The organism is Sediminitomix flava (assembly GCF_003149185.1).
Taxonomy (GTDB): domain Bacteria; phylum Bacteroidota; class Bacteroidia; order Cytophagales; family Flammeovirgaceae; genus Sediminitomix; species Sediminitomix flava.
Window position 1 is genome coordinate 1110098 of the sequence record NZ_QGDO01000002.1, and the last position, 22333, is coordinate 1132430.

The following is a 22333-nucleotide window of genomic DNA, read 5'->3' on the forward strand; positions in this document are numbered from 1 at the left end:
TAGAGTTATTTTAATGCTGCTTTAATTTTACACCTACCTTTTCTAAAGAAATAAGAAATGGTATTTTTAGGTAATACCCCCATAACTTTCAATTCTTCTTCAACCCATGTAGTCTTTTCACTACTTGAGAATAGCTCATTTAAGGGATTTACCCGAACATGCTGATCAAATAATTTATGGTAATGAGCTGAAACAATTTCTCCAAAGTCATTGACTTTATTCACTTCAGGTATTTTATCTTGTGCATTGATAGGGTAGTTATATGAAAGTGGTAATTCTTTGAGAAGTGGATCTTTTTTCAAAACCGTTAACGCACAACTAGTTTGATCCATAAATGTAATTCCCATGTCAGGAACTATCTTTTTTCTCATCAAGTGTATAAATACCGACTCCCATTCTTGAAATAGACCTTTAGATGCTTTAACTGGAACTAATCCAACATTCCAATAAGGATAAATATTTTTTAAATCTAAACCAGTTAAAACTTTAGTTGCGGGGGGAACTATATCCAATGTTTTATAAGCCTCTTTCCAAAATTTAAAATTAGGATCAGTACTACTTTCTGCCCCAACTCCTTTCTGTTCAACTGGTCTCAATGCTATATCACATTCTGCAAGCTCTAAAAAACTTGGCTCTTCTAGAATTATCTGATCACTATCAAAAAAATAAATTAAATCCGAATTCGTATTTTTTTCTGCATGTCCACAAACTAGGGGTTTATTTCCAAAACCATAATGAGCAAATTCAGTATTAAGATTTTCACTAATTAAATGTACTCCTAAGCTTTTAAGTATATTTTTTGTATTTGAAGAAGGCTGAAAGTCTTTTCTAGGACTATAACTTAATACTTCAGCATTTTTAAATTTCCCTCCAAATTGTCTTAATGATTTGACAAATAAAATAGATTTATACTCTAAAACTCCTTGTTCTGTACAAATTATAAATGTAGCCTTATCTTTCATTTTAATTAATTACGTGCTTTCTAATATTCACCAAGACCCCTCTCAATTTTGGTATTCTATTTTTCTGAAAAAGCTCTAATATTGAGAAGTAAACATCCCAAAAGATTGGAATATTTTGTAATAATGGTGTCTCTCCGATCTTTTTCCAATCTTTTAATTCATAATCATCACTAACCGCTACAGTTTCTAACAGAAAATAAAACTCTTTTTTTATTTGTTGTTCAAACAACACAGATAACTTTAACGGTAGTTCTTGTTTGAGACCTTCAAAAGCCATATATCTATTTTCGACACTTTCAAAACGAAGTATATCTTTAGTAATTGACCTTTGATCTCCTTTCCTAAGAAAGTAATCAGGGTCCTCTTTAAAAGCTATTTTGGGGTTTCGCAGCAACTGACGAATATGAAATTCTCGGTCTTGCCAATTCGAAAATTTTTCATCCCATTGCACTTTACCTAAGAATTCTGTCTTCCATAACGGACCTGTTGTTTGCCAATTTGCATTACGTTGTAAATAATCTACAATTACTTTTTGAGGACTTATTGTATCGGATAACTTATTACACAATTCTTGGCTATCACCTATATTCTGATAAAAAATAGACCCTTGGGAAACAACAACATCTAATGATCTATTTTCTCTAAAAAAGGCTAAGCGATCTTCCAAACAATTTTCCTTCAAAAGATCATCACTATCTACAAAGAGACAAAAATCACCTTTGCAATTTTCCAAGCCTATATTTCGACAAACTGAAGCCCCTTTAGGTTCTCTTACCCTTTCATAAAACTTAAAACGCTTATCTTTTTTTATATAGCTCCTAACAACCTCTTGAGAACCATCTGTAGAGCCATCATCTACTATAATACATTCCCAATGTGGATACGTTTGAGCTAGTACAGAATCAAGTGTTTCCCCTATTAAAGTTGCTCTATTAAAAGAAGGGACTATGACAGAAACTAAAGAATTATACTGTTGGTTCATAACAGGCTTCTTCAACCAAATTATTTAAATGACCAATATGTTTGTTCATTGAGAAATAATTCTTTACCCTTTTTTTTCCATGAGTACCTAATTGAGCTGCTAATTCTCTATCTTCAAGAACTCTTATCATATTATTAGCCATCCCTTCCACATCATGCTCTTCTACTAATAAACCCGTCTTTTCATGAAGAATCACATCAGGTATTCCTGCATGATTGGTTGAGATTACAGGAACTCCAGCAGCACTCGCCTCTAAAACAGCCAATGGTGTTCCTTCCATATCTCCTCTATTAGAGGTAATAGAATGCTGAACAAAAGCTCTAGCTTTTAGTAAATACGATCTATATTCTTCTGGTTTTATTACTCCTAAAAGATCAACAGCATATTCAATATCTAAAAACTTCACAAGATTATGACATGTATTTAAAAGCATACCATCACCTCCCAACACCAATTTTGCATTGGGAAATTTGTCTAAAACTTTTTGAAAAGCAAGAATCGTATAATAGGGAGCTTTCTTATCAACAAATCGTCCTATTCCCACAAATAGCTCGTCTTCCAAAGTCGGTTTTAAATCTTGAAAAGTATCATTTGGTCCGTATGTGTTTAGAATCAACTTTTCCTCAGGGCAGCCCAAGCCTAATAAAGCATCGTACATCACCTTAGAGACTGCTACAACCCTAAAGGCATATTCAAATACATCTTTATATTTATTATTGCGTTCAATAACTTCATAAACTGAGGCATCATAACCATGAAAGTGTACAATAAGAGGTAGATGTAATTTCTTAACGATAGGTAAAATAATGCTTGCTGTTGTCCCATATTCTGCTAAAACTACCTCTATTTTATTATTGATTAGAGAACGTTCAAAAGCCTTTTTTTCATCTAATAAATAATCTCCCTTAATACGCCCTATAGTCTTATAAATAACTTTATTTGGGAAAGAATTTAGAGGTTGATTATTCTTTTCTAACTTTTTAGGTAACGCACCACTGTAATAATAATAAATATCAGCATCTATAAGGTTTTTGTGAGCTTGAATAAATGTTTCTGAGTAGGCGTTTTGAGAAGGGGAAATGATACCTAACTTTATCTTACTTTGCATAAAAAATCATTTTTAATCTTGTTTTAAGCTGTACTTTACTTCTTATTACCTCAATAAAGTAGTTGCAATACAATACTGTTTTCTCAAAAATATTAAGAGAAAAAAAATTCAGGCTATTCTGTCCCAATAATTGATTGCTCAGAAATTCTTTAGTTTTAATATTTCTTCGATATCTATTAAATAAAACTATATTTTCCTCTTTCAAAATATCCTTGGGAACAAGGTCTGTAAATTCTTTCAGTATGTTGAGACCTTCTTGAATTCGCAAATGTACCTTTTCAAAGGTGTTATGATTTCGTGTAGACTGTGTTGAGGTTCTAAAATAATTTAAAGGTTCAGATACAAAACAAATATTACTTTTTCTTAATATTTTAATCCAAAACCACCAATCGCCTAACATTCTATACTCTAGAGGGTAAGCTCTAACTAAGGACTTACGAAAAACAACAGCACTAGCGTTAGGAATCGTATTCTTCTTGATTAAATAATTATTACACTCATTTTCGCCATTATTATAGAAATTATTATCCCATCTACCTTTCTCTAAATCTTCAGTCCACCTTTTATTATTATATAAAATTCTTCCAGCTTCATTAACTATTAGACTTTGAGTATAAACAACACCAACTTTTTGATCCTGAAAAAAAGAAATAATTGTAGATAAAAAAGAATGTTCAGCCCAATCATCACTCTCCGCTATCCAAATATACTCCCCTCTAGCTAACTCAATTCCTTTTTTCCATTGTTTAAAAGGACTACCACTATTTTCATCATTGATAACTAGGTGTGATACTTTAGGGTGTTTAGCATACTTTTCCAATACCTCAATACTATTATCAGTTGATTTATCATCTAATAAAATGACTTCAAAATTTTGGTAAGTTTGGTTAAGTACACTATCTATTCTTTGTGATAAGTATTTAACATGATTGTAATTGGGTATAACAACACTAACTTTTGGATTAACTATCAAAACTCAATTTTTTAGATACTCTTGAACTAGATAAAAAGACCTTTTGGGTTTTTTCTAAATATGCTCTTCCCCATTTACGGCATGGCTCTAAATGATTTCCTTCAGCCCATTCATTCCAAGCATTAATAAATACAAAATTTTCTTCACTTGAATAAGGCTGAAAGTTTTTCACAATGTGATCTAGCCACTTACCATATAAATCGGGTGTTGAGCCTTCCAAAATTGTTGCTCCTTGATTTCTTCTAGCTGAATTATCCCACATAGGGGTAATACCTGGAAATAATTTATAGTCAACTTTTTCTTTAGAAATTACATCTTCTACAAATTCTTCATAAGAAAAAATTCGATTATTAATAAATGGAGATTCCTCATAACCAAGCTTATGTTTAAGTCTATCGGACAAAGAACCATACATTCTTAAATTTTCATTTAACATTCTCCATCTAGGTTGAAACTCTATTGCTGCATCAAAATCTATACTTAAAGGATCTATACCGATAGCAGAAGCCTCCATTCTAGCCAAATAAATTTCACCAACACCTGCTTTTAGACATTCCGACCTCCATATATCTACAGTTCTCTTTATATTAGGGAATTGTTCAGTTTTATAAATGACAAATAACGGTTTACCATCTACTCTAATATATCGATCATCTTTAAAATATTGGATTAAATATCTAATGTGATTTAAATCATCTTCATGATTATAATCTTGCTTAAGAAGAACTTCTTTGTCTTTGCCATCCCAATTCCTAGTCCAATTTTCATTTGCCCAACAAAGACAAAATGGGAAATTAGGCTTATTAGAATTAAGGATATCTTGTACAGGTCTTTCCATTACTCTCTTCCCGTTAAACCAGTAATGATAATAGCAAAAACCATAAATCCCGTATTCCTTTGCCAACTCTGCCTGGCTTTCCCTTGACTCAGGTAATCTTAAATCATAAAACCCCAAATCTGTTGGAAGATGTGGTTGATAATGCCCCTTAAATTTTGGGCTAGCCTTAGTAACATTTGTCCATTCGGTAAACCCTTTACCCCACCATAAATCATTTTCTTGGAAGGGGTGAAATTGTGGCAAATGTATCGCTATAGGACGTAATAATGACATTTTATAATTTTTTACTAATTAACACCTCTATATACTCAGCTCTTATACCCAATTCTATATTATTTATATATTCAATTGAGGTCTCTAAATTAGATGTTTGTTGAATGAAATCAACTATATCATACCCCCAATGATAAGTAACAGGAGACCCTTGAGGATCTATAGGATTTCCGTGGTACTCTGCTTCCTTTAAAAATATTGGGTTGTTATTCTCTCCCTTCACAGCCCATTGCTCTGTCTCAAAGTGTTTATTGATGATAGGTACCGTAAAAATGTGAGCACCTCCTGTTTTCAGAGTTCTAGCAATTTCTTTAAAAGCCTTTTCAGGCTCATAGACATGTTCCATTACATCCTGTGTAATTATGATATCAAATTCATGATCTTCAAAAGTCTGTTGTTCTAAATCTTCGTTTCTAAAGCCATTAACTATCATACCCAAAGGTTTGTCTACAAAAAATTGAGAAGCCATATAATTCTCACATTCATTTTTCATTTTTAGGCTAACTCCACGATTCCCAGGTGAAGATTCATGTATTTTTAACTTTCTCCAATTAGGGTAATACTTATTAAGAACTTCTTGTAAAGCTCTTTCCCTGGGTAAAGAATGGCAACTAGGGCATTTATAATGATCTCTAAGCCAATGATTCCTTGCCATAAATGTTACGGATTCTTCACAAATAGGACAATATCCATCATTTTCAAAATAGAAATTTGATGGCACCAACCTTTGTAACAGATAGTTCCTTAAATTAACCTTTAGTGATTTAATGTACTTTGATATCATTGTTGTCTATTTACTTAATCACATTTTACTCATTTATTTTTTACATAGTTCCAAATACCGTATCTATGGCTTAAATTTTCTTCAAAAATTGAACAATTAAACTTTTTAAAAAAATCTTATAAAAGCCTTTAGAAGAAAAACCATATATAGTAACTTTCCTAACATTATTTTGTTGGTCAAGGCTAACAACTTGAGATAAAAGATACCAAAAAGCGACAGAATCCTTATATTTTCTTATTAATTGACCTAATGAAAAATGACGACTTGAATATTCATCTGGATGTTGAATAACTTCTTTTAATGTATCCTTATTATTCTTGAAATGTTGCTCAGTTAATTGTCTTATAATATTATCGGACACCCCTAATTTTCTGAAATAAGAATATACATCAAGTAAAAAAGTAAATGATATAGTCTTCCATTTTCCAATCCATTTTTGCTCTCCAATACAAAAATATATAACTGGTTCTTGTATTACTCCTAAACTCTTGCCAGCAAACATATCGGACCAAAGCATTAAATATGCAAATGTTCCAACTGTAGACTCTAGGGCATTATTTTGCCCCTCAACCTGCCCTAAATATGTATTTAAATACTTATTCCAATCCTTTAAATAAAAAATATGAGAGACAATCGAAGTTAAAAAGCCATCAGGTCTTTTGATATATGAAAAGGATTCTTCCCAAAGAATATTATTAGGAATCTTATCAGATATTTGTGATTCATGATTCAAACAACTGGAATCACCTTCTAAAACGGACGATTTTATTTCGGATTTCTCATATGAAAAACCAATAATAAAACCTTTAGTATTTTTAGCATTTTCCAGCGTTTCAACTATATTCTTCAAACTATCTTCCGCTAATAAATCATCGTCTCCTATTATCCATCCATACTTTCCTTTAGCATAAGTCGTTACTTTTAATATATTAGCAGTTACTCCAATATTACTCCCATTTCTAAAGTACTTTATCGGTAACTGATCTTGAAAGTTTGCCACTACTTCATAAGAATGATCTGGACTATTATTATCAGATATTATTATTTCAACTTTCTCTTTAAGTTCTTCATTAAAATTTCTATGTATAGATGTCAGTAATTGACCTAATGAATCTGCCCTATTATAAGTCGGTATACAAATTGACAGTATAAACTCCATGAATTACTTAGTTAATAGTTTGTTAGAAAGAAATTTTCTCAAAATAGAATTGAAATGCCCCCTTTTATCCTTACTATCTTTATTTTGTGCTGCACACCTATTCCTAAAATCCTCTAGCTTAGTACTAAATTCATTAGGAGAAAAGATTTTTTGTTGCAAATCAGAAAGATAATTATTTGACATTTCATATAATGCGTTATCTACTCTAAGCCACGGAAGTTTATTAATTTTAGATAAAGTATCTTCAGATATAACCAAATCTTTTTCGGAGGTATTGACTCTTTTAGTGTAAGAACAGTCTTTAAATTTAGTAGGGTAAAGAGTTTCAAGTATCACACATACCTCATCAAATCTTTCTGTTGGAAATAAATGGAAAGATCCATTATTCAAATAGTCTTTAAAAGGGTCTATTGTTTGTGTTTCCTGCCCTAAAATCCAGTCAGCTTGCCCTGTATCTAATAGAAATGGGTGAAAATTTCTATTAGCACATAAGAAATCAATAACCTCATCTAAACTTTTATTTCTCAATATATGCCAATCAGATGTCATTGATCTATTTTTTAAATAAAAATAGCTAGACAGTAATTTTTCTATTGGATTGCGAACAAAAGAAATGCCTATAATATTTAGTTCGTCAAAAGGTAAAGATAACAAACTATAGTTATGTGATGTAAAACACTCAAATGGATACAAATATAAAAGAGATCTAATATCTTCTTTATCATATTTTTTATAACTCACATATGGCAGATCATCACCAAAGTTATCTTTAAAATTTCTCTTTAAAATATTTCGGAACATTGACCCTGCTGACTTAGGGTTATGAATATGCATAAATGTAAGATCAATATCCCTTTTCGTAAAAAGCTCTTTCGGTATGGTATACTCCATCTTATATCAATATTATCGAACATATTTCTTTACTACATCATACATATAATCAAGGTGATCCTCATCTAGTCCTGCCCATACTCCTAACCATAACGATTTATTCATTACAATGTCTGTATTTGTCAGTTCCCCTATTACTCTATGTTTTATATCTTTATAAGCTGGTTGACGAAGTAGATTACCACCAAAAAGTAAACGTGTTCCAACTTTACTAGACTCTAAATATTGCACTAACATATGTCGATCTTCTGCAGTTCCCTCTCTTAATGTCATCAAAAAACCAAACCATGATGGATTGCTATTAGGTGTTGCCTCAGGAAGAATAAAAATATCTTCAAACTCTTTCATACGCTCATATAAAGCACTATGGTTTTTCCTACGTTGATCTATAAATCTATCAACCTTGCGTAGTTGAGACAAACCTATAGCAGCTTGTATATCTGTAACTTTTAAGTTAAAACCGATATGAGAATAAGTATATTTATGATCGTAACCATATGGTAAATCACCCAATTGCTGCGAAAATCTACATCCACATGTATTATCTTTTCCAGGTTCACAATAGCAATCTCGTCCCCAATCTCGAAAACTTTCAGCAATTTTTTTTAGTTTGGGGTTATTTACTAAGACTGCTCCGCCTTCTCCCATTGTAATATGATGGGCTGGATAAAACGATAAAGTTGCTAAATCACCAAAAGAACCTGTCTTTTTACCTAAATACTCAGCTCCAAGAGCATCACAATTATCTTCTACAAGCCATAAATTATGTTTTTTTGCAATATCTGCAATCACCTCTAGATTAAACGGATTTCCGAGAGTATGAGCAATCATTATCGCTTTTGTTTTCTCTGTGATAGCTTCTTCTAGTAAACTTACATCTATATTATGTGTTGTTAAATCTATATCTAAAAATACAGGTGTACAACCATATTGAATCATAGGATTTATGGTTGTAGGAAAACCTCCTGCTACTGTAATCACCTCATCCCCAGGCAATATTTGACGTCCTCCCAATTTTGGTGAAGTCAGTGTATAAAAAGCTAATAAATTTGCAGAAGATCCAGAGTTAACTAAAAATGAATACCTTGATCCCATGTACTTAGGTAATGTTTTTTCAAATTCTCTTGCAAAACGACCTGCTGTTAGCCAGCCATCAGCTACTGCTTCCATACCTAATTCTAAATCATCTTTTTCAATTACTTTTCCTGTAACAGGAATATAATCTTCACCTGCTATAGGCTTCTTAAAAGTATTTAATGTTAAAGAAGAAATCATTTATTTCGTATTTAATGTTAATTCTAACCCTTTATTAATGTCCACTAGATTCGACCATCCTAGCTTATTCAAAAATGATGTATCTGCTTTTTGTTCTTCAACCTCATTTTGTCGACGCTCTAACACTCCAAAATCTAATACCGCCTGAGAGTCTGGGTATATTTCTTTGATTTTAAATAAAAGATCCTTTAGAGCAATTGCATTTCCACTACCTATCGGAATATCTATATATTCATCAAAACTATCCTTGTGCTTTAAAATACATTTATAAGCCTCTATAATATCATCAATATATATGAAGTCTCGTTTTTGTTCACAACTAGTCAAAGGAATATATTCATCATTCTTAATTTTCTGAGCCATAGTTGTAATAAACTTCCATGAACTATCCTCTTTCCCATAAAAATACTCAGGAATTGTATTAATCACCTTTATTTGATTTGACTTTAACAATAGCCAATCTCTGAACATTTTTTTAGTCAATGAATAACGATTAACTAAACGTTCTAAAGATGTATCAACATTTATAAAATAAATACAACTATTTTCTATAGCTAAATTCAGTAACTCTAAAGGAAATAATAAATTACTTTGAATAAGTTCTAAATCTTCCTCCTTCTGACGTCCATAATCTGTTGCGACATGTAAAACTAGCTCAATATCTTGCTTTTGAAATACCTTACATAGTTCTATCTCATCTAAATTATAGCAAGTAATATCTGATATATAAGTTGATATTCTTGATAAATCTGAACTTGAACGCTTAAGTAAGACAATCTGATATCCTTCTTTCAAGAATAGCTTTAAAAGGTTACTACCTAAATAACCAGTCCCTCCTGTTAGTAAAATTTTCATTTTGCCCATTGAATGTTCTTCTCTCTTGCTAAAGCTATATATTCTTTAATTTGACTTTGGCGAGCACTCAATATCAAGTTGCTTTGAATATCTGCTTGATATCCTTCTACTGTAAAACGTACCGTTTCATCAAAATCCAATACAGGATACCATTGTAAATGATTAACAGCTTTCGATATGTCCAACTTCAGTAAATTAGCCTCATGTAATATCGATTTTTCATTGACATATGATAAGCTTCCATGCCCCATATATTGGATCATTTTTTCAGCTAAGTCTTTTACACTAAAATGACTTTGGGTAGCAGGTCCAAAATTCCAACCTCCTTGGTAACTTTCTTTATTCTCCCACAACATAGCTGCTAATTGTAAATAACCACTTAACGGATCCAACACATGTTGCCAAGGGCGTGTAGCATTAGGATTTCTTAAATAAATTTCTTTCCCTTTATTAATCGCCCTAAAAAAGTCTGGTACAATACGATTTTCAGCCCAATCACCCCCTCCTATTACATTTCCTGCTCGTGCACTTGCTATAGCACAAGTGTTATTTTGATCAAAATAAGAGTATAAATAAGAACTTGTAATTAATTCAGAACAGCCCTTAGATGCACTATAAGGATCCTTTCCTCCCATAGGGTCGTCTTCTCTATATCCCCAAACCCATTCCTTATTATCATAACATTTATCTGTTGTTACATTCACTGCTACCTTAACAGAAGGTGTCATTCGTACTGCTTCAAAAAAATTTACAGTTCCCATCATATTAGTCTCAAAAGTTTCTCGAGGATCTTTATAAGATTCCAAGACAAGCGGTTGAGCAGCTAAATGAAAACAAATATCTGGTTTAATTAGCGTTAAATACTCTTGAAACATTTGCATATCTCGAATATCTCCTATTTTATGAGATATTTCATTTTCAAGTCCACATCGGATAAAATTACCTCCCTTTGATTGTGGTTCCAAAGCATAACCATATACTTCAGCGCCTAATAACTTCAACCAAATTGATAACCATGTCCCCTTAAAACCAGTATGTCCAGTTATTAGAACCTTTTTACCTATATAAATACCTCCAAATACTTTTCCTACTTCCATATTTTCCATGGGGCTGTTCCTTTTTCCCATAATAGCTCTAGTTCATTTTTATCTCTCAGTGTATCCATGGGTTTCCAAAATCCATCATGAAAACGAGCAACCATTTCCCCATCTGCAGCAATTCGTTCCATAGGCTCTCTTTCCCATATCGTATCATCCCCGTCTATATAATCAATTATTTCAGGGTTACAAACAAAGAAACCACCATTAATCCAGGCGCCATCTCCTTTAGGTTTTTCCTCAAAAGAATCTACCCTATTACCCATTAAATTTAATGCTCCAAATCTACCTGAGGGTTGAACTGCTGTTACAGTCATTAACTTAGTATGTTCCTTATGAAAATTCATTAATGCAGTTAAGTCAACATTGCCTACCCCATCACCATAGGTCAACATGAATGGTTCATTATTCAAATATGGTGCAACCCTTTTAATCCGCCCACCTGTCATTGTATTCAAACCAGTGTCAACCAAAGTTACTTTCCAAGGCTCTGCTGTATTTCGATGTACCTCAACACTATTATCCCTTAAATCAACAGTTAAGTCCGCTTGATGTCGATAATAGTTCACAAAGTACTCTTTTATTTTATAAGCCTTGTACCCCAAACAAATTACAAAATCATTAAAACCATATGATGAGTATATTTTCATAATATGCCATAGAATGGGCTTCCCTCCTATTTCTACCATAGGTTTAGGGATTAATTGGGTTTCTTCAGAGAGCCTTGTACCAAAGCCTCCTGCTAATATCACAATCTTCATTTAAAAGTTATTTGATTAGAATCTAACATATAGTTAATTACCGCTTGGGTATGAACATTTGTGCTTATTATCACGGCTTGCATATTATCCACTCTTTTCAGAACACGGCCAAAACCATCAACTATTATTGCTGAAAGCATATATTTACCTGAAGCTAAGTTTATATTAGGACAGTTCACCTCAATACATTGACTTTCTAGTGTATCCCGTAAACAAATCCCATTTTGCCCTGCATAAATATCCGCTACTGGCTTTAATTCTTGATCCCATAACATCAACCATAAATATGCTTTATTTGATATATTAAGCTTCAATTCTATTGAAATTCTTAATTCTGCTGACATATTTTTGCTATATGAAACAGCAACATCACTGCCATAAATAGTTGCTCCTCCCACTCCTAATTCTAGCCTATTTTCATTTGAAAAAAGCTCATAGTATTTTTGAATACCCATGCTAATTTCACCTAAAAACTTTACTCTACCCCTTTCCAACAACATAGTTCCTGTACTTACCCTAGAGATTTGAGTCATAGAATGTGATACAAAAATCACACATGTTCTTCTTATTAATTCACTAATTTTACTTATACATTTTAATCTAAATCCTACATCCCCTACTGCCAATACTTCATCAATTATCAATACATCAGGCTCCATCTGTGCAGCAACCGCAAAACCCAAACGCACTTTCATCCCCGAACTATAGTTTTGTACAGGTGTATCAATAAAGTCTCTAATTTCAGCAAACTCAATAATGTCTTCGAGTTTTGCATCTACCTCTTCTTTACTAAAACCTAGAACAGCGGCATTGTTATAAATATTTTCTCTTCCTGTAAGAATAGGATTAAAACCCGCTCCTAACTCAATTAAAGCCCCAATACGACCTTTCATTGTGATCGTACCTTTATCGGGTTTTATCAAGCCATTGAGCATCTTAAGCAGTGTAGATTTACCAGCACCATTATGTCCGATAAGTCCTAGACAGTCCCCCCTCCTAAGCTCAAAGCTCACATCGTTGACCGCCCAAAATTCATCAGCTCTAAGCTCTTGAGTTTTATCTTTTCCAACTATTTCACTCGCTATATCTTTGACACCATACCAAAGAGACTTCTTTAAGCTTCTACAAAACTTCTTTGATACTCCCTCAACTTTAACAAGTACTTCTCTGTCTAAAGTTGTAGTATTTTGATCTACATGTAATTGATCTTCTATCATCTTTTCTTAAAATTTAAGATCCTACTCTTTCAATAATATGTGGCATTGCTAACTTGTAGAGAACGATAGATATAAATGCTAAAAAGAAGACTAATATACTTACTACATAAAATCCGTCTAAATCGGAAACAAAACCTTTACTTAACCATAACCTAGTAGTCTCTAATAATGGCACCACTGGATTAACTTTTGTAACTACCCCCATCAACCCGTCTTTATTTACAGGGTATATAATTGGCGTTAGATAAAAACCAAATTGAATAAGTGGTTGTAATGCTCGCTGTACATCACCGTATAAAAGACCTAAAGGGGTTAATAGTACTCCAATACTATACCCTAATAACATAAGCATCAAAACCCCAAAAGGAACAAGAAAAATACTAGCTGTAGGAATCACACTGAACCAAATCATAACTCCTATCAGTAAAACTGTCTTTATTAGGAAACTAAATAATACCTCATAAATTCCTGTTAAGAGTAAAGCTTCTCTCGGAAAATTAATCTTGACTAACATCGCTTTTGATGCCGCTACAATTTGTAAAGGTTTTAATAAAGACTCTGTAAATAAAGACCATAATATGGTACCAGTCATGACAAAAACTGGATAAGGTACGGGTGGAGCGTCCACTTTAAAAACTTTTTGTCCATTCAAAAATATCCATACTAAAGCTGTAATCAATGGTGGAATAAAGGCCCAAGTCAAACCTAAGATAGATTGACGATACATCGCCTTTGTATTTCTAATAAATAAACGCCATGCTAATTCTCTACCCTCTATAAAATCATTGAAAATCTCTCGAATGAGTTTCAACGGATGCTTTGCTGCTGATTCGGGAGAATAAATAGTTACTTTTAACTCTTGATTCATTATGCTAAAATCTAAACTCTACTTTTCTATAGGAAATAGAGTCTTTAATAATTTCTTGAATATATAGAAACTTAAAAGCCTAACTTCTCAGTTTCTTACTACGAATTATAATATTCTAATAAAAAATAAAATTAGATAGATTATTTTCTACATTTTTTAGATTTAAATTTGATTCATAGGATTATCATCAGCTATACTTGCACTATACCAAATCAGAAAGATGCATCAAAAACAGATTCGGTACATTCAATTAATCTTATTTAGAATAACTAACACCAATTAATTATGGCAACCATTGCTTTTAACAGTGTATTTAATTCTTCAAACTTTGCTGACTTTGTAGAATCTTCGTCTGAAGCCCAAGATTTTATGGATGGACTACGCAAAGCCTACTTCAATGCAAATTCAAATTTACAACGTAATCAAATCACACAAGAAGAAACGTTACTCTCACGTTCTGAACTCAAAAAATCCATTGCCAAAAAAGAAGCGCAAGTAACCGCTCTTGAAGCCCTAATGGATGTGACTACCGATCCCGAAGAGTTGGCAGACTTAAGTCTTGAAAAAGATGATGCGAGTGTGAAATTACGTAAAGATGAAAATGCCTATGAAAATCGTTACCAGTTTCCTTTTATCAAGAAAGGCTTCGAAATCGAGCTCTATAAAGCCGAAGCAGAAGACCTTTATTCGGTCATACAAGATTTCCTTGGTTTTGTGGATTCGCAAACTTGGACTATAGAGGAATATGGTTTGAGAAGCTAGGGCTAGTGTTTAATCTTCACTCTAATAACAGAACAGCTATCCACAGCGTAGAGACAAGGCATGCCTTGTCTCTACAATATCATAAACGTAACCTGACTAAAACCGAGGCTTTAGCCTCAAAACCATGTCTAAAAACCTCCGATATATCGAACGAAAAATGATAGCAGAAGGCTTAAAGCTTAAACTCAGTAAAACTGAGATTGCGCACAGTCTTGGGCTTTCTGTTTCTACGATATATCGTGAGCTAAAACGAAACACGAAAAAGAATGGTGTTTACGATCCTGAATTTGCCCACAAACTTGCTAAAGCACGAAAAAAACGTGTAGGAAGTCTACCGAAAAAAGCAACAATTCAAAGTAAAAAGAAAGTTTACCGCTTATACGCTGATCGTAGATTAATTTATTGGTTTTCCGATAGTCCGATTGGACGAAAACCACAATCAAATTTTTTAGTTCCTATTTCTTTTGGAAAAAACTATCAAGCTAGATTAGGTAAAAAGACCTTCCACTTTTATCAGGATGCGACCTTGTTTTTACTCTTGCTCAAATATGAATCTTGGGCATTCCCAACAATGGTTGATGTGCTTTATCAGCCTTTCCTAAAGAGAAAAAAGATGATCACCTTCCAAAATACTGAAAGTAAAGCCACTCCTTATCAAATTACGATTCGGGCTGCTTAATGCTATCCTTTTTTCCAGTTCATATCACGCTCTATCTGCCAAATTTCTTTTTTTTGACTTCTCTTCTTATTCACTCCAATTCTCAACCCTATTATACTACACAAAACTAAGAAAGTGTGATTTCAAAAGGGTGTTTTGCATTTGCTCACGAATTGGAGTCAATAAGAGACGAGGTCTCGTTGGATTGTTAAGCTGTTAAATCGTTGAATTGAAAAAAGTAATTATAATAATATCTTTAATAATTAAACACTTCAACAGCTCAACAAGGTAAAGCCGCTTCAACTATCAAGCAATATTAGCTCTTTACTTCTACCCCTAATTTTTCCATAAAGTATTGAAGCGTGATTGCTAAACCATCTTTACGGTCTACTTTAGGTTCCCAGTCTAGGATTTCTTTGGCCTTACTAATATCAGGACGACGTTGTTTCGGGTCGTCTTTTGGTAAATCTTGGTAACTAATTTTACTACCTGTTTTTGTTAAAGCCACTACTTCTTCTGCAAATTCTTTAATCGTAATTTCAGAAGGGTTACCAATATTGACAGGTTGTGCGTGTTCACTCAACAATAATCTGTAGATACCATCTACTAAATCATCTACATAACAGAAAGAACGTGTTTGGCTACCATCTCCGAATACAGTAATATCTTCTCCTTTTAAGGCCTGTGACATAAATGCAGGAAGTGCACGACCATCATCCAGACGCATACGCGGACCGTAAGTATTGAAAATACGTACTATTCGAGTCTCTAAACCGTGAAAGGTATGATATGCCATGGTAATCGCTTCTTGGAAACGCTTTGCTTCATCATACACCCCTCTTGGCCCTACAGGATTTACATTCCCCCAATATTCTTCTGTTTGAGGGTGTACATTTGGATCTCCATACACTTCAGAAGTCGATGCGATCAGGAATCGAGCATTCTTTTCTTTCGCCAACCCTAAAAGATTATGACAACCTAAAGAGCCTACTTTCAATGTTTGAATTGGCATTTTAAGGTAGTCAATAGGACTCGCAGGCGATGCAAAGTGTAAGATATAATCCAATTCTCCCGGTACGTGTACAAACTTACTAACATCGTGATGGTAAAACTCAAAGTTCTCTAAAGCAAAAAGGTGTTCAATATTATCTTTGGAACCCGTCAATAGGTTATCCATACCGATCACGTGATACCCTTCTTTGATAAAACGATCACATAAATGTGACCCTAGGAAGCCTGCTGCTCCAGTAATAAGAACTCTTTTCATTATTTATATTGGTTACTATTTTTAACTACTTAATGTTTTTTTCGGGATTAAGAACCACTGTTCTTAGAATTAACGAAGTGGTCTAAGAACTCACAAATGAACGTAAGTACTAGGACAAATGATTTTGGGGTAAAGTTTTACTGTTCTTAGAGTTGTTCTAAGAACTCACAAATGGATACCAGAGTCTTCAGACTCGATTTTATATACATTTTTAGAGTCTAAAGAACTGCGTCCGCCTCTTTCTTTCATAGATAAACCTTAGATACTGCACTCGCTAGCTTCGCAAATTCTAAGGATAGTATCCCCTTACTAGTTTGCTATTTCTAATTCCTGAAAATCTTGATAGACTTTTTCGATCCCCTCTTTTAGATCGATTGTATATTTCCAGCCTAATCTTTCTAGCTTAGATACATCCATCAGTTTTCGAGGAGTTCCATCAGGTTTAGAAGTATCCCAAATTAATTTTCCTTCAAAGCCTACTGTATCTTTAATGGTCTCCGCTAGTTCTTTGATGGTCACATCAGTTCCTGTTCCGATATTCACAAGGCCTTCTTCGCTATATGTATTCATCAAGTATACACAGGCATCTGCTAGATCGTCAGCATGAAGAAATTCACGCATAGGTGATCCCGTACCCCAACAAACAACCTCTTTATCTCCTTTTACTTTGGCTTCATGAAATTTACGAAGTAAAGCAGGCAAGACATGTGAATTATTTAGGTCATAATTATCATTAGGTCCATACAAATTTGTAGGCATCACAGAAATAAAATCACAACCATATTGTGAACGATAAGCATCACACATTTTTATACCTGCAATTTTTGCGATAGCATAAGGCTCATTTGTAGGTTCCAATTCCCCTGTCAGCAAATAGTCTTCTCTTAAAGGCTGTGGAGCCATTTTTGGATAGATACATGATGATCCCAAGAACATTAGTTTTTTCACTCCATGAACATAAGACTGATGAATGATATTCGTCTGAATCATCATATTGTCATAAATGAAATCAGCTCTATAGGTATTATTCGCATGAATACCACCTACTTTTGCTGCCGCTAAAAAAACATACTCAGGTTTTTCTTCTTCAAAAAATGAAGCAACTTCTACTTGATTTCTCAAGTCTAGTTCTCTAGAAGTCCTTAAAACAAAATTATGATAGCCATCTTGTTTTAATCTTCTTAGAATTGCAGAACCAACCATTCCTCTGTGACCTGCAATATATATTCTACTATTTTTATGCATTGATCTAATGTTGAATTGTTCAACTGTTGAGTTGTTGAACTGAATAAAGTAACCTTTTTAACTGTTCATTTTTTTCGTCCTCGTTTAGTTTTAGCGTAACGAAGACGAATGTTCAGCTAGATGATAACTTACGGAACTGGCTATAGCAAACTCAATTCAAAAGTCGAACGACTCAACAATTCAACTTCTTTTTACTACTCATAATAGTTAAAGACATCATGCCCCCCTTCTTGAAGGTATTGGTCTTTTTGGAAAAGCTTTAAGTCCGATTGTACCATTTCTGACACTAAGCCCTGTAGATCGTATTCTAATTCCCAACCCAATTGTTTTTGTGCTTTTGTCGGATCTCCAATCAATAAATCAACTTCGGTTGGCCTAAAGTATCGAGGATCAACTTTTAGTATCACGTCTCCTTCTTTTACTTTAAAGTCTGAATTCTTGGATGATTTTACCTTTGCAATTTCATTCACTCCTTCGTCTTCAAAAGTAAGTTCTATGCCCAATTCTTGAAAAGACATACGTACAAATTCACGAATACTCGTTGTTACGCCAGTCGCAATTACAAAATCCTCTGCTTTATCTTGCTGAAGGATCAACCACATTGCACGAACATAATCTTTCGCGTGTCCCCAGTCACGTTTCGCATTCAAGTTTCCTAAATACAAAACATCTTGTAAACCTAAAGCAATACGTGCAGCAGCTCTTGTAATCTTACGAGTTACAAATGTCTCTCCACGCTGAGGTGATTCGTGATTGAAAAGAATTCCATTACAAGCATACATATTATATGCTTCTCTATAATTCACGGTCATCCAATAACCATATAACTTAGCTACGGCATAAGGTGATCTAGGATAGAAAGGAGTTGTTTCTTTTTGTGGTACTTCTTGTACCAAACCATAAAGCTCAGAAGTAGAAGCTTGATAGATTCTTGTTTTTTCAGTTAAACCTAAAAGACGTACGGCTTCCAATATTCTCAGCGTCCCAAGCCCATCTACATTCCCTACGTATTCTGGTGTTTCAAAACTCACTCGCACATGAGACATGGCACCCAGATTATATATTTCATCAGGTTGAACTTCCTGAATTATTCTCGTTAGGTTTAAAGAATCTGTTAAATCTCCATAATGAAGTTTTAACTTAATATCCTTTTCATGTGGATCTTGATATAAATGATCAATACGATCGGTATTAAAAGACGATGACCTTCTTTTTATTCCATGAACTTCATAGCCTTTTTTCAATAAAAACTCGGCTAAATAAGCCCCATCTTGTCCTGTAATCCCTGTGATCAGTGCCTTCTTCATGGATATTATACTACTGCTATATGTTCTCTTACAATGGTTGAATTACTACAAAGCTAATCAATCAAATCTAATTCATTGGCTTTTAGTACTACTTTCAAATCCATCATTAAGGCTTCAATTCTCAAATGAACTGTTTTACCTTTTATTTCTTCAATAATTCCTTCTTGGCCTAAAAAGCTTGGCGCTTGAATTTTTACCTTATCTCCTTTTTGGAAGTTGATTACTTCAGTTGAAGCAATTTGATCGGAGTTTTCAAAAATACGTTTCAGTTGAAAAATTTCCTCTTCCTTTATTTTCGCAATTTCCCCCAACCAAAAAACAAAATTCACTACTCCTGAGTCTTGTAGAACTTTAGATTGCTCAAGCGGAGCTACTTTTATAAAAACATAAGATGAAAAAACAGGAACTGTTACTTTTTTCTTTCGGTCACTCCATTGACGAAGTGTTGTTAGTGTCGGACAATAAACTTCAAAACCCGCTTCTTCTAGTCGGTCAGCTACCTTTTTCTCACTTCTAGATTTTGTATAGATGGCGGTCCAATGTGGAATACGCTCAGGTCGTTTTATCGTTTTAAGTCCATTATTATCTTGAGTTGACATACGCTTTCACTTTAAATCCCTAACCTACTTTGTCCAAATCAAAAGGTTCTGCTGCTTATTTACTTCTTCTTTCGAAAATTCATCCTCTGTATAGATGAGGTATCGAATTTTCCTAGAAATCAGTGCTTCTGCCTTTTGAATGGTTTCTGTTAGGTAATTTCTGTTGATGTCTCCTACCAAGATTAGGTCTATTACACTACTGTCTATTCCTCTTGCAATATCCCCTGTTAGGTAAACGTATTTCAAATCACCTAGGCCTCTTACAATGTTATTTACGATGATATCGACACCGACATACTTCTGAACAATTCGTTGTACGTCTACAAAAAGTGGGTGTCCTCTATTGACACTAAAAATCTTTTTGTTGCCTTCCATGATCGTTTGTAACATCCCAGCTTTTTCCATCCGATTCAACTCTAATCGAATTGCATTGGTTGACTCTCCAAACTCACTTTCCAAACTGCGGAGGTAAGATGAGGTATTCGGATTAAGAAAAAACTTCAACAGAAGCTTGATTCTTGTTTTAGAAGTGATAAGAACGTCTAGCATTTACCTTCAATTGGATAGGGCTTCGCCCCCTCAGTCCCACTTTTTAGTGTTCTGTCGTTGGCTTCCCTTTGTGTTTACATCCTTAAATCTTACTTAATAAATTTAAAGGATGCGCAATATAATTGAGTAGAATTATTACTCAAACTATATGCCAAGATAAGATTTAAAAATGAGCTGTTCTAGAATATTTTGTTAATGATGAACTTATAACTGAAAGACTCCATCTTAATCTTAGCCTTCGAAATTTGAATGATAAAGCATAGAAATACAACCATTTGAAGACACTTTAATGGAAAAATACAAAAGATTCTTACCATCATCAGATAGCCTCAAATGAAATCACTTTTCAACAGGTATAGTATGCCTCATTTTTCTACTCAAAAATTAAATGTATCGAAAACACTTATACTAGAATTGAGATCAAAAAGAAAAGTCAAGACATTTGATGTCTTGACTTTTCTATATTCAAAATTACATCTCAATACTTTCAGCTCATCGCTTAAGTACTAGGACAATTGATTTCGGATAATTTCAATTTTCATTCAAATTGATCTTTCCCAGTGTGTACAATCGTCCATTGTTGATTTGATTGTAGTCTTGACTGCGTCCGCCAATTTTCCTTGATGAAAAACGAATGTTGCACTCGCGCAAAAATCAAGTCCCATTCGATCATCCTCCCCACAAATCATCCCAAGCTTCGCACGATGGGACAAGCCTCCCTTTTATGGACTAGTGGGCTGTTTGCCACAAAAGCGGAGAAGCGGAGCTAGTGCGCTGACCGTTTTTTATGTGGCTTGATTTTCTTTGCTTCGTTTCTTTGATCAAGCAAAGAAATGAAGGCTACAATTTGAAAAAGGAACACAATCCCCGCTGTGTATGAATTTTTATGAATGAAAAACAATCCTATTTACTTAAGTACTAGAACATATATTTTCGAGATAAAACTTTACTGTTCTTAGAGTTACTCTAAGAACTAATAAATGAGAGTAGAGGCGGACGCAGTTCTTCTGACTCTATTGTATGTGCATTTTTCGAGTCTAAAGGCTTCTTCTTTCATAGAGAAATCCTTAGATCGCTCCGCTAACTCTAAGGATAGTTAAAATTTTTTCAAATCGAAATAGATATGCCACCTCACCTACTTAACACTTGAGTAATTCTATTATTGTGGCCTCGATCAATTACTTCTTTGTTGGAGGAGTTGTCGGTCTCACTTCAATTTTACTTGGAAGCGTTCTTGGATTCATTTTCAAAAGATCAGCTACCATTTGCCCTATATCTTCAGGTTGTATTTTCCATGCATCTGCCTCACTCGGAACATGGTTATTAAAATGACTTGTCACTGAGCCTGGCATAATAGTCGTTACTTTCACACCATACTCACGTAGGTCAAGCATGACTGCCTGTGTAAAACCAACTAAGCCAAACTTACTCGCATTGTAGGCGGCTCCATTTGCAAAAAAGTTAGTCCCTGCCAAACTCGCAATTGTCATCAAATAGCCTTTACTTTTTTTCAGCGCAGGAATTGAAGCCTTAGTCGTGTTAAAAACTCCTGTCAGGTTGATATCTACGGTATCATTCCACTGTTGCTCGGTCATATCTTCAATATTTGCAAAATGACCGACACCTGCATTTGCAATCACTACATCCAAGCTACCCCATTTAGAAGTAATACTCTCCACAATCTTTTCTTGAGAACTCAAATCTCTAACATCTGCTTCATAGCCTACAATTTCGCCGTATTGCTCTAACTGTTTCACCGCTAAATCTGCAGCCAATTGTGAACGGCTAGTAATTGCCACTTTCATTCCTTCTTTTAGCAAATATTCAGCTATACCTAAGCCTATCCCTTTACTTCCTCCTGTGATTAATACAGTTTTATCCTTTAAACTCGTCATTATAATAT

The 22333-nt window shown here is 33.9% G+C and carries 22 protein-coding genes; 2 read left to right on the forward strand and 20 right to left on the reverse strand.

Translation table 11 applies throughout. From position 1 onward, the window contains the following. Window positions 1-5: 5 nt before the first annotated feature. The 14 genes from BC781_RS11580 to BC781_RS11645 form a co-directional block, all read right to left on the reverse strand. Window positions 6-962, reverse strand: a complete 957-nt coding sequence (locus BC781_RS11580) for a hypothetical protein (protein ID WP_109617737.1) — start codon at window positions 960-962, stop codon at window positions 6-8. Window position 963: 1 nt separating this feature from the next. Then, window positions 964-1944, reverse strand: coding sequence for a glycosyltransferase family 2 protein (locus BC781_RS11585; protein WP_109617739.1), 981 nt, complete (start codon window positions 1942-1944; stop codon window positions 964-966). After that, complete coding sequence (locus BC781_RS11590) at window positions 1928-3052, reverse strand: glycosyltransferase (protein WP_109617741.1); 1125 nt, start codon at window positions 3050-3052, stop codon at window positions 1928-1930. Before BC781_RS11590 ends, BC781_RS11585 begins: the two co-directional genes overlap by 17 nt. Next, on the reverse strand, window positions 3042-4025 hold the full coding sequence (locus BC781_RS11595) for a glycosyltransferase family 2 protein (RefSeq protein ID WP_109617743.1): 984 nt from the start codon (window positions 4023-4025) through the stop codon (window positions 3042-3044). Before BC781_RS11595 ends, BC781_RS11590 begins: the two co-directional genes overlap by 11 nt. Continuing rightward, the gene (locus tag BC781_RS11600) at window positions 4015-5136 is read right to left on the reverse strand and encodes a glycoside hydrolase family 99-like domain-containing protein (RefSeq protein ID WP_109617745.1); all 1122 of its coding nucleotides are present in this window, start codon (window positions 5134-5136) and stop codon (window positions 4015-4017) included. The genes BC781_RS11595 and BC781_RS11600 overlap by 11 nt, the downstream gene beginning before the upstream one ends. A gap of 1 nt (window position 5137) precedes the next feature. Beyond that, window positions 5138-5629 carry a class I SAM-dependent methyltransferase gene (locus BC781_RS25645; RefSeq protein ID WP_211323747.1) on the reverse strand — a complete coding sequence of 164 codons (492 nt, stop codon included), beginning with the start codon at window positions 5627-5629 and terminating at the stop codon, window positions 5138-5140. 361 nt (window positions 5630-5990) lie between these two features. After that, window positions 5991-7079, reverse strand: a complete 1089-nt coding sequence (locus tag BC781_RS11610; RefSeq protein WP_109617749.1) for a glycosyltransferase family 2 protein — start codon at window positions 7077-7079, stop codon at window positions 5991-5993. A 3-nt stretch (window positions 7080-7082) separates the two neighbouring features. Then, entirely contained in the window at window positions 7083-7970 is an 888-nt protein-coding gene (locus BC781_RS11615) for a sulfotransferase family 2 domain-containing protein (protein ID WP_109617751.1), read from the reverse strand. A gap of 12 nt (window positions 7971-7982) precedes the next feature. Continuing rightward, complete coding sequence (rfbH, locus tag BC781_RS11620) at window positions 7983-9245, reverse strand: lipopolysaccharide biosynthesis protein RfbH (RefSeq protein WP_109617753.1); 1263 nt, start codon at window positions 9243-9245, stop codon at window positions 7983-7985. Then, window positions 9246-10100, reverse strand: coding sequence for an NAD-dependent epimerase/dehydratase family protein (locus BC781_RS11625; RefSeq protein WP_158281449.1), 855 nt, complete (start codon window positions 10098-10100; stop codon window positions 9246-9248). It lies immediately after the preceding gene. Then, a complete protein-coding gene (gene rfbG, locus BC781_RS11630) occupies window positions 10097-11227 on the reverse strand; it encodes a CDP-glucose 4,6-dehydratase (protein WP_211323748.1) in 1131 nt (376 codons plus the stop codon). The genes BC781_RS11625 and rfbG overlap by 4 nt, the downstream gene beginning before the upstream one ends. Then, window positions 11188-11958, reverse strand: a complete 771-nt coding sequence (gene rfbF, locus BC781_RS11635) for a glucose-1-phosphate cytidylyltransferase (RefSeq protein WP_109617758.1) — start codon at window positions 11956-11958, stop codon at window positions 11188-11190. The genes rfbG and rfbF overlap by 40 nt, the downstream gene beginning before the upstream one ends. Then, window positions 11955-13175 (reverse strand): ABC transporter ATP-binding protein, encoded by a 1221-nt coding sequence (locus BC781_RS11640; protein ID WP_109617760.1) that lies wholly within the window; start codon window positions 13173-13175, stop codon window positions 11955-11957. Before BC781_RS11640 ends, rfbF begins: the two co-directional genes overlap by 4 nt. Before the next feature lie 13 nt (window positions 13176-13188). Further along, complete coding sequence (locus BC781_RS11645; RefSeq protein ID WP_109617762.1) at window positions 13189-14043, reverse strand: ABC transporter permease; 855 nt, start codon at window positions 14041-14043, stop codon at window positions 13189-13191. Between the two features lie 285 nt (window positions 14044-14328). Between BC781_RS11645 and BC781_RS11650 the strand changes: the two genes are divergently transcribed. Both BC781_RS11650 and BC781_RS11655 read left to right on the forward strand, forming a co-directional pair. After that, window positions 14329-14805, forward strand: a complete 477-nt coding sequence (locus BC781_RS11650; protein ID WP_109617763.1) for a hypothetical protein — start codon at window positions 14329-14331, stop codon at window positions 14803-14805. A gap of 124 nt (window positions 14806-14929) precedes the next feature. Then, window positions 14930-15484 (forward strand): helix-turn-helix domain-containing protein, encoded by a 555-nt coding sequence (locus BC781_RS11655; RefSeq protein ID WP_109617765.1) that lies wholly within the window; start codon window positions 14930-14932, stop codon window positions 15482-15484. Window positions 15485-15779: 295 nt separating this feature from the next. Here the strand turns inward: BC781_RS11655 and BC781_RS11660 are convergent, their stop codons facing one another. The 6 genes from BC781_RS11660 to BC781_RS11685 all read right to left on the reverse strand — a co-directional run bounded on the left by BC781_RS11660 (window position 15780) and on the right by BC781_RS11685 (window position 22325). Continuing rightward, a complete protein-coding gene (locus tag BC781_RS11660; protein ID WP_109617767.1) occupies window positions 15780-16730 on the reverse strand; it encodes a UDP-glucuronic acid decarboxylase family protein in 951 nt (316 codons plus the stop codon). Between the two features lie 309 nt (window positions 16731-17039). Next, entirely contained in the window at window positions 17040-17975 is a 936-nt protein-coding gene (fcl, locus tag BC781_RS11665) for a GDP-L-fucose synthase (protein ID WP_109617769.1), read from the reverse strand. A 194-nt stretch (window positions 17976-18169) separates the two neighbouring features. Then, window positions 18170-19282, reverse strand: a complete 1113-nt coding sequence (gene gmd / locus BC781_RS11670; RefSeq protein ID WP_109617771.1) for a GDP-mannose 4,6-dehydratase — start codon at window positions 19280-19282, stop codon at window positions 18170-18172. 53 nt (window positions 19283-19335) lie between these two features. After that, a complete protein-coding gene (locus BC781_RS11675) occupies window positions 19336-19881 on the reverse strand; it encodes a UpxY family transcription antiterminator (protein WP_109617773.1) in 546 nt (181 codons plus the stop codon). Between the two features lie 24 nt (window positions 19882-19905). Next, window positions 19906-20430: a transcriptional regulator gene (locus BC781_RS11680; protein ID WP_109617775.1), complete on the reverse strand. Its 525-nt coding sequence runs from the start codon at window positions 20428-20430 to the stop codon at window positions 19906-19908. Between the two features lie 1178 nt (window positions 20431-21608). Continuing rightward, window positions 21609-22325, reverse strand: a complete 717-nt coding sequence (locus BC781_RS11685; protein ID WP_109617777.1) for an SDR family oxidoreductase — start codon at window positions 22323-22325, stop codon at window positions 21609-21611. Window positions 22326-22333: the final 8 nt, after the last annotated feature.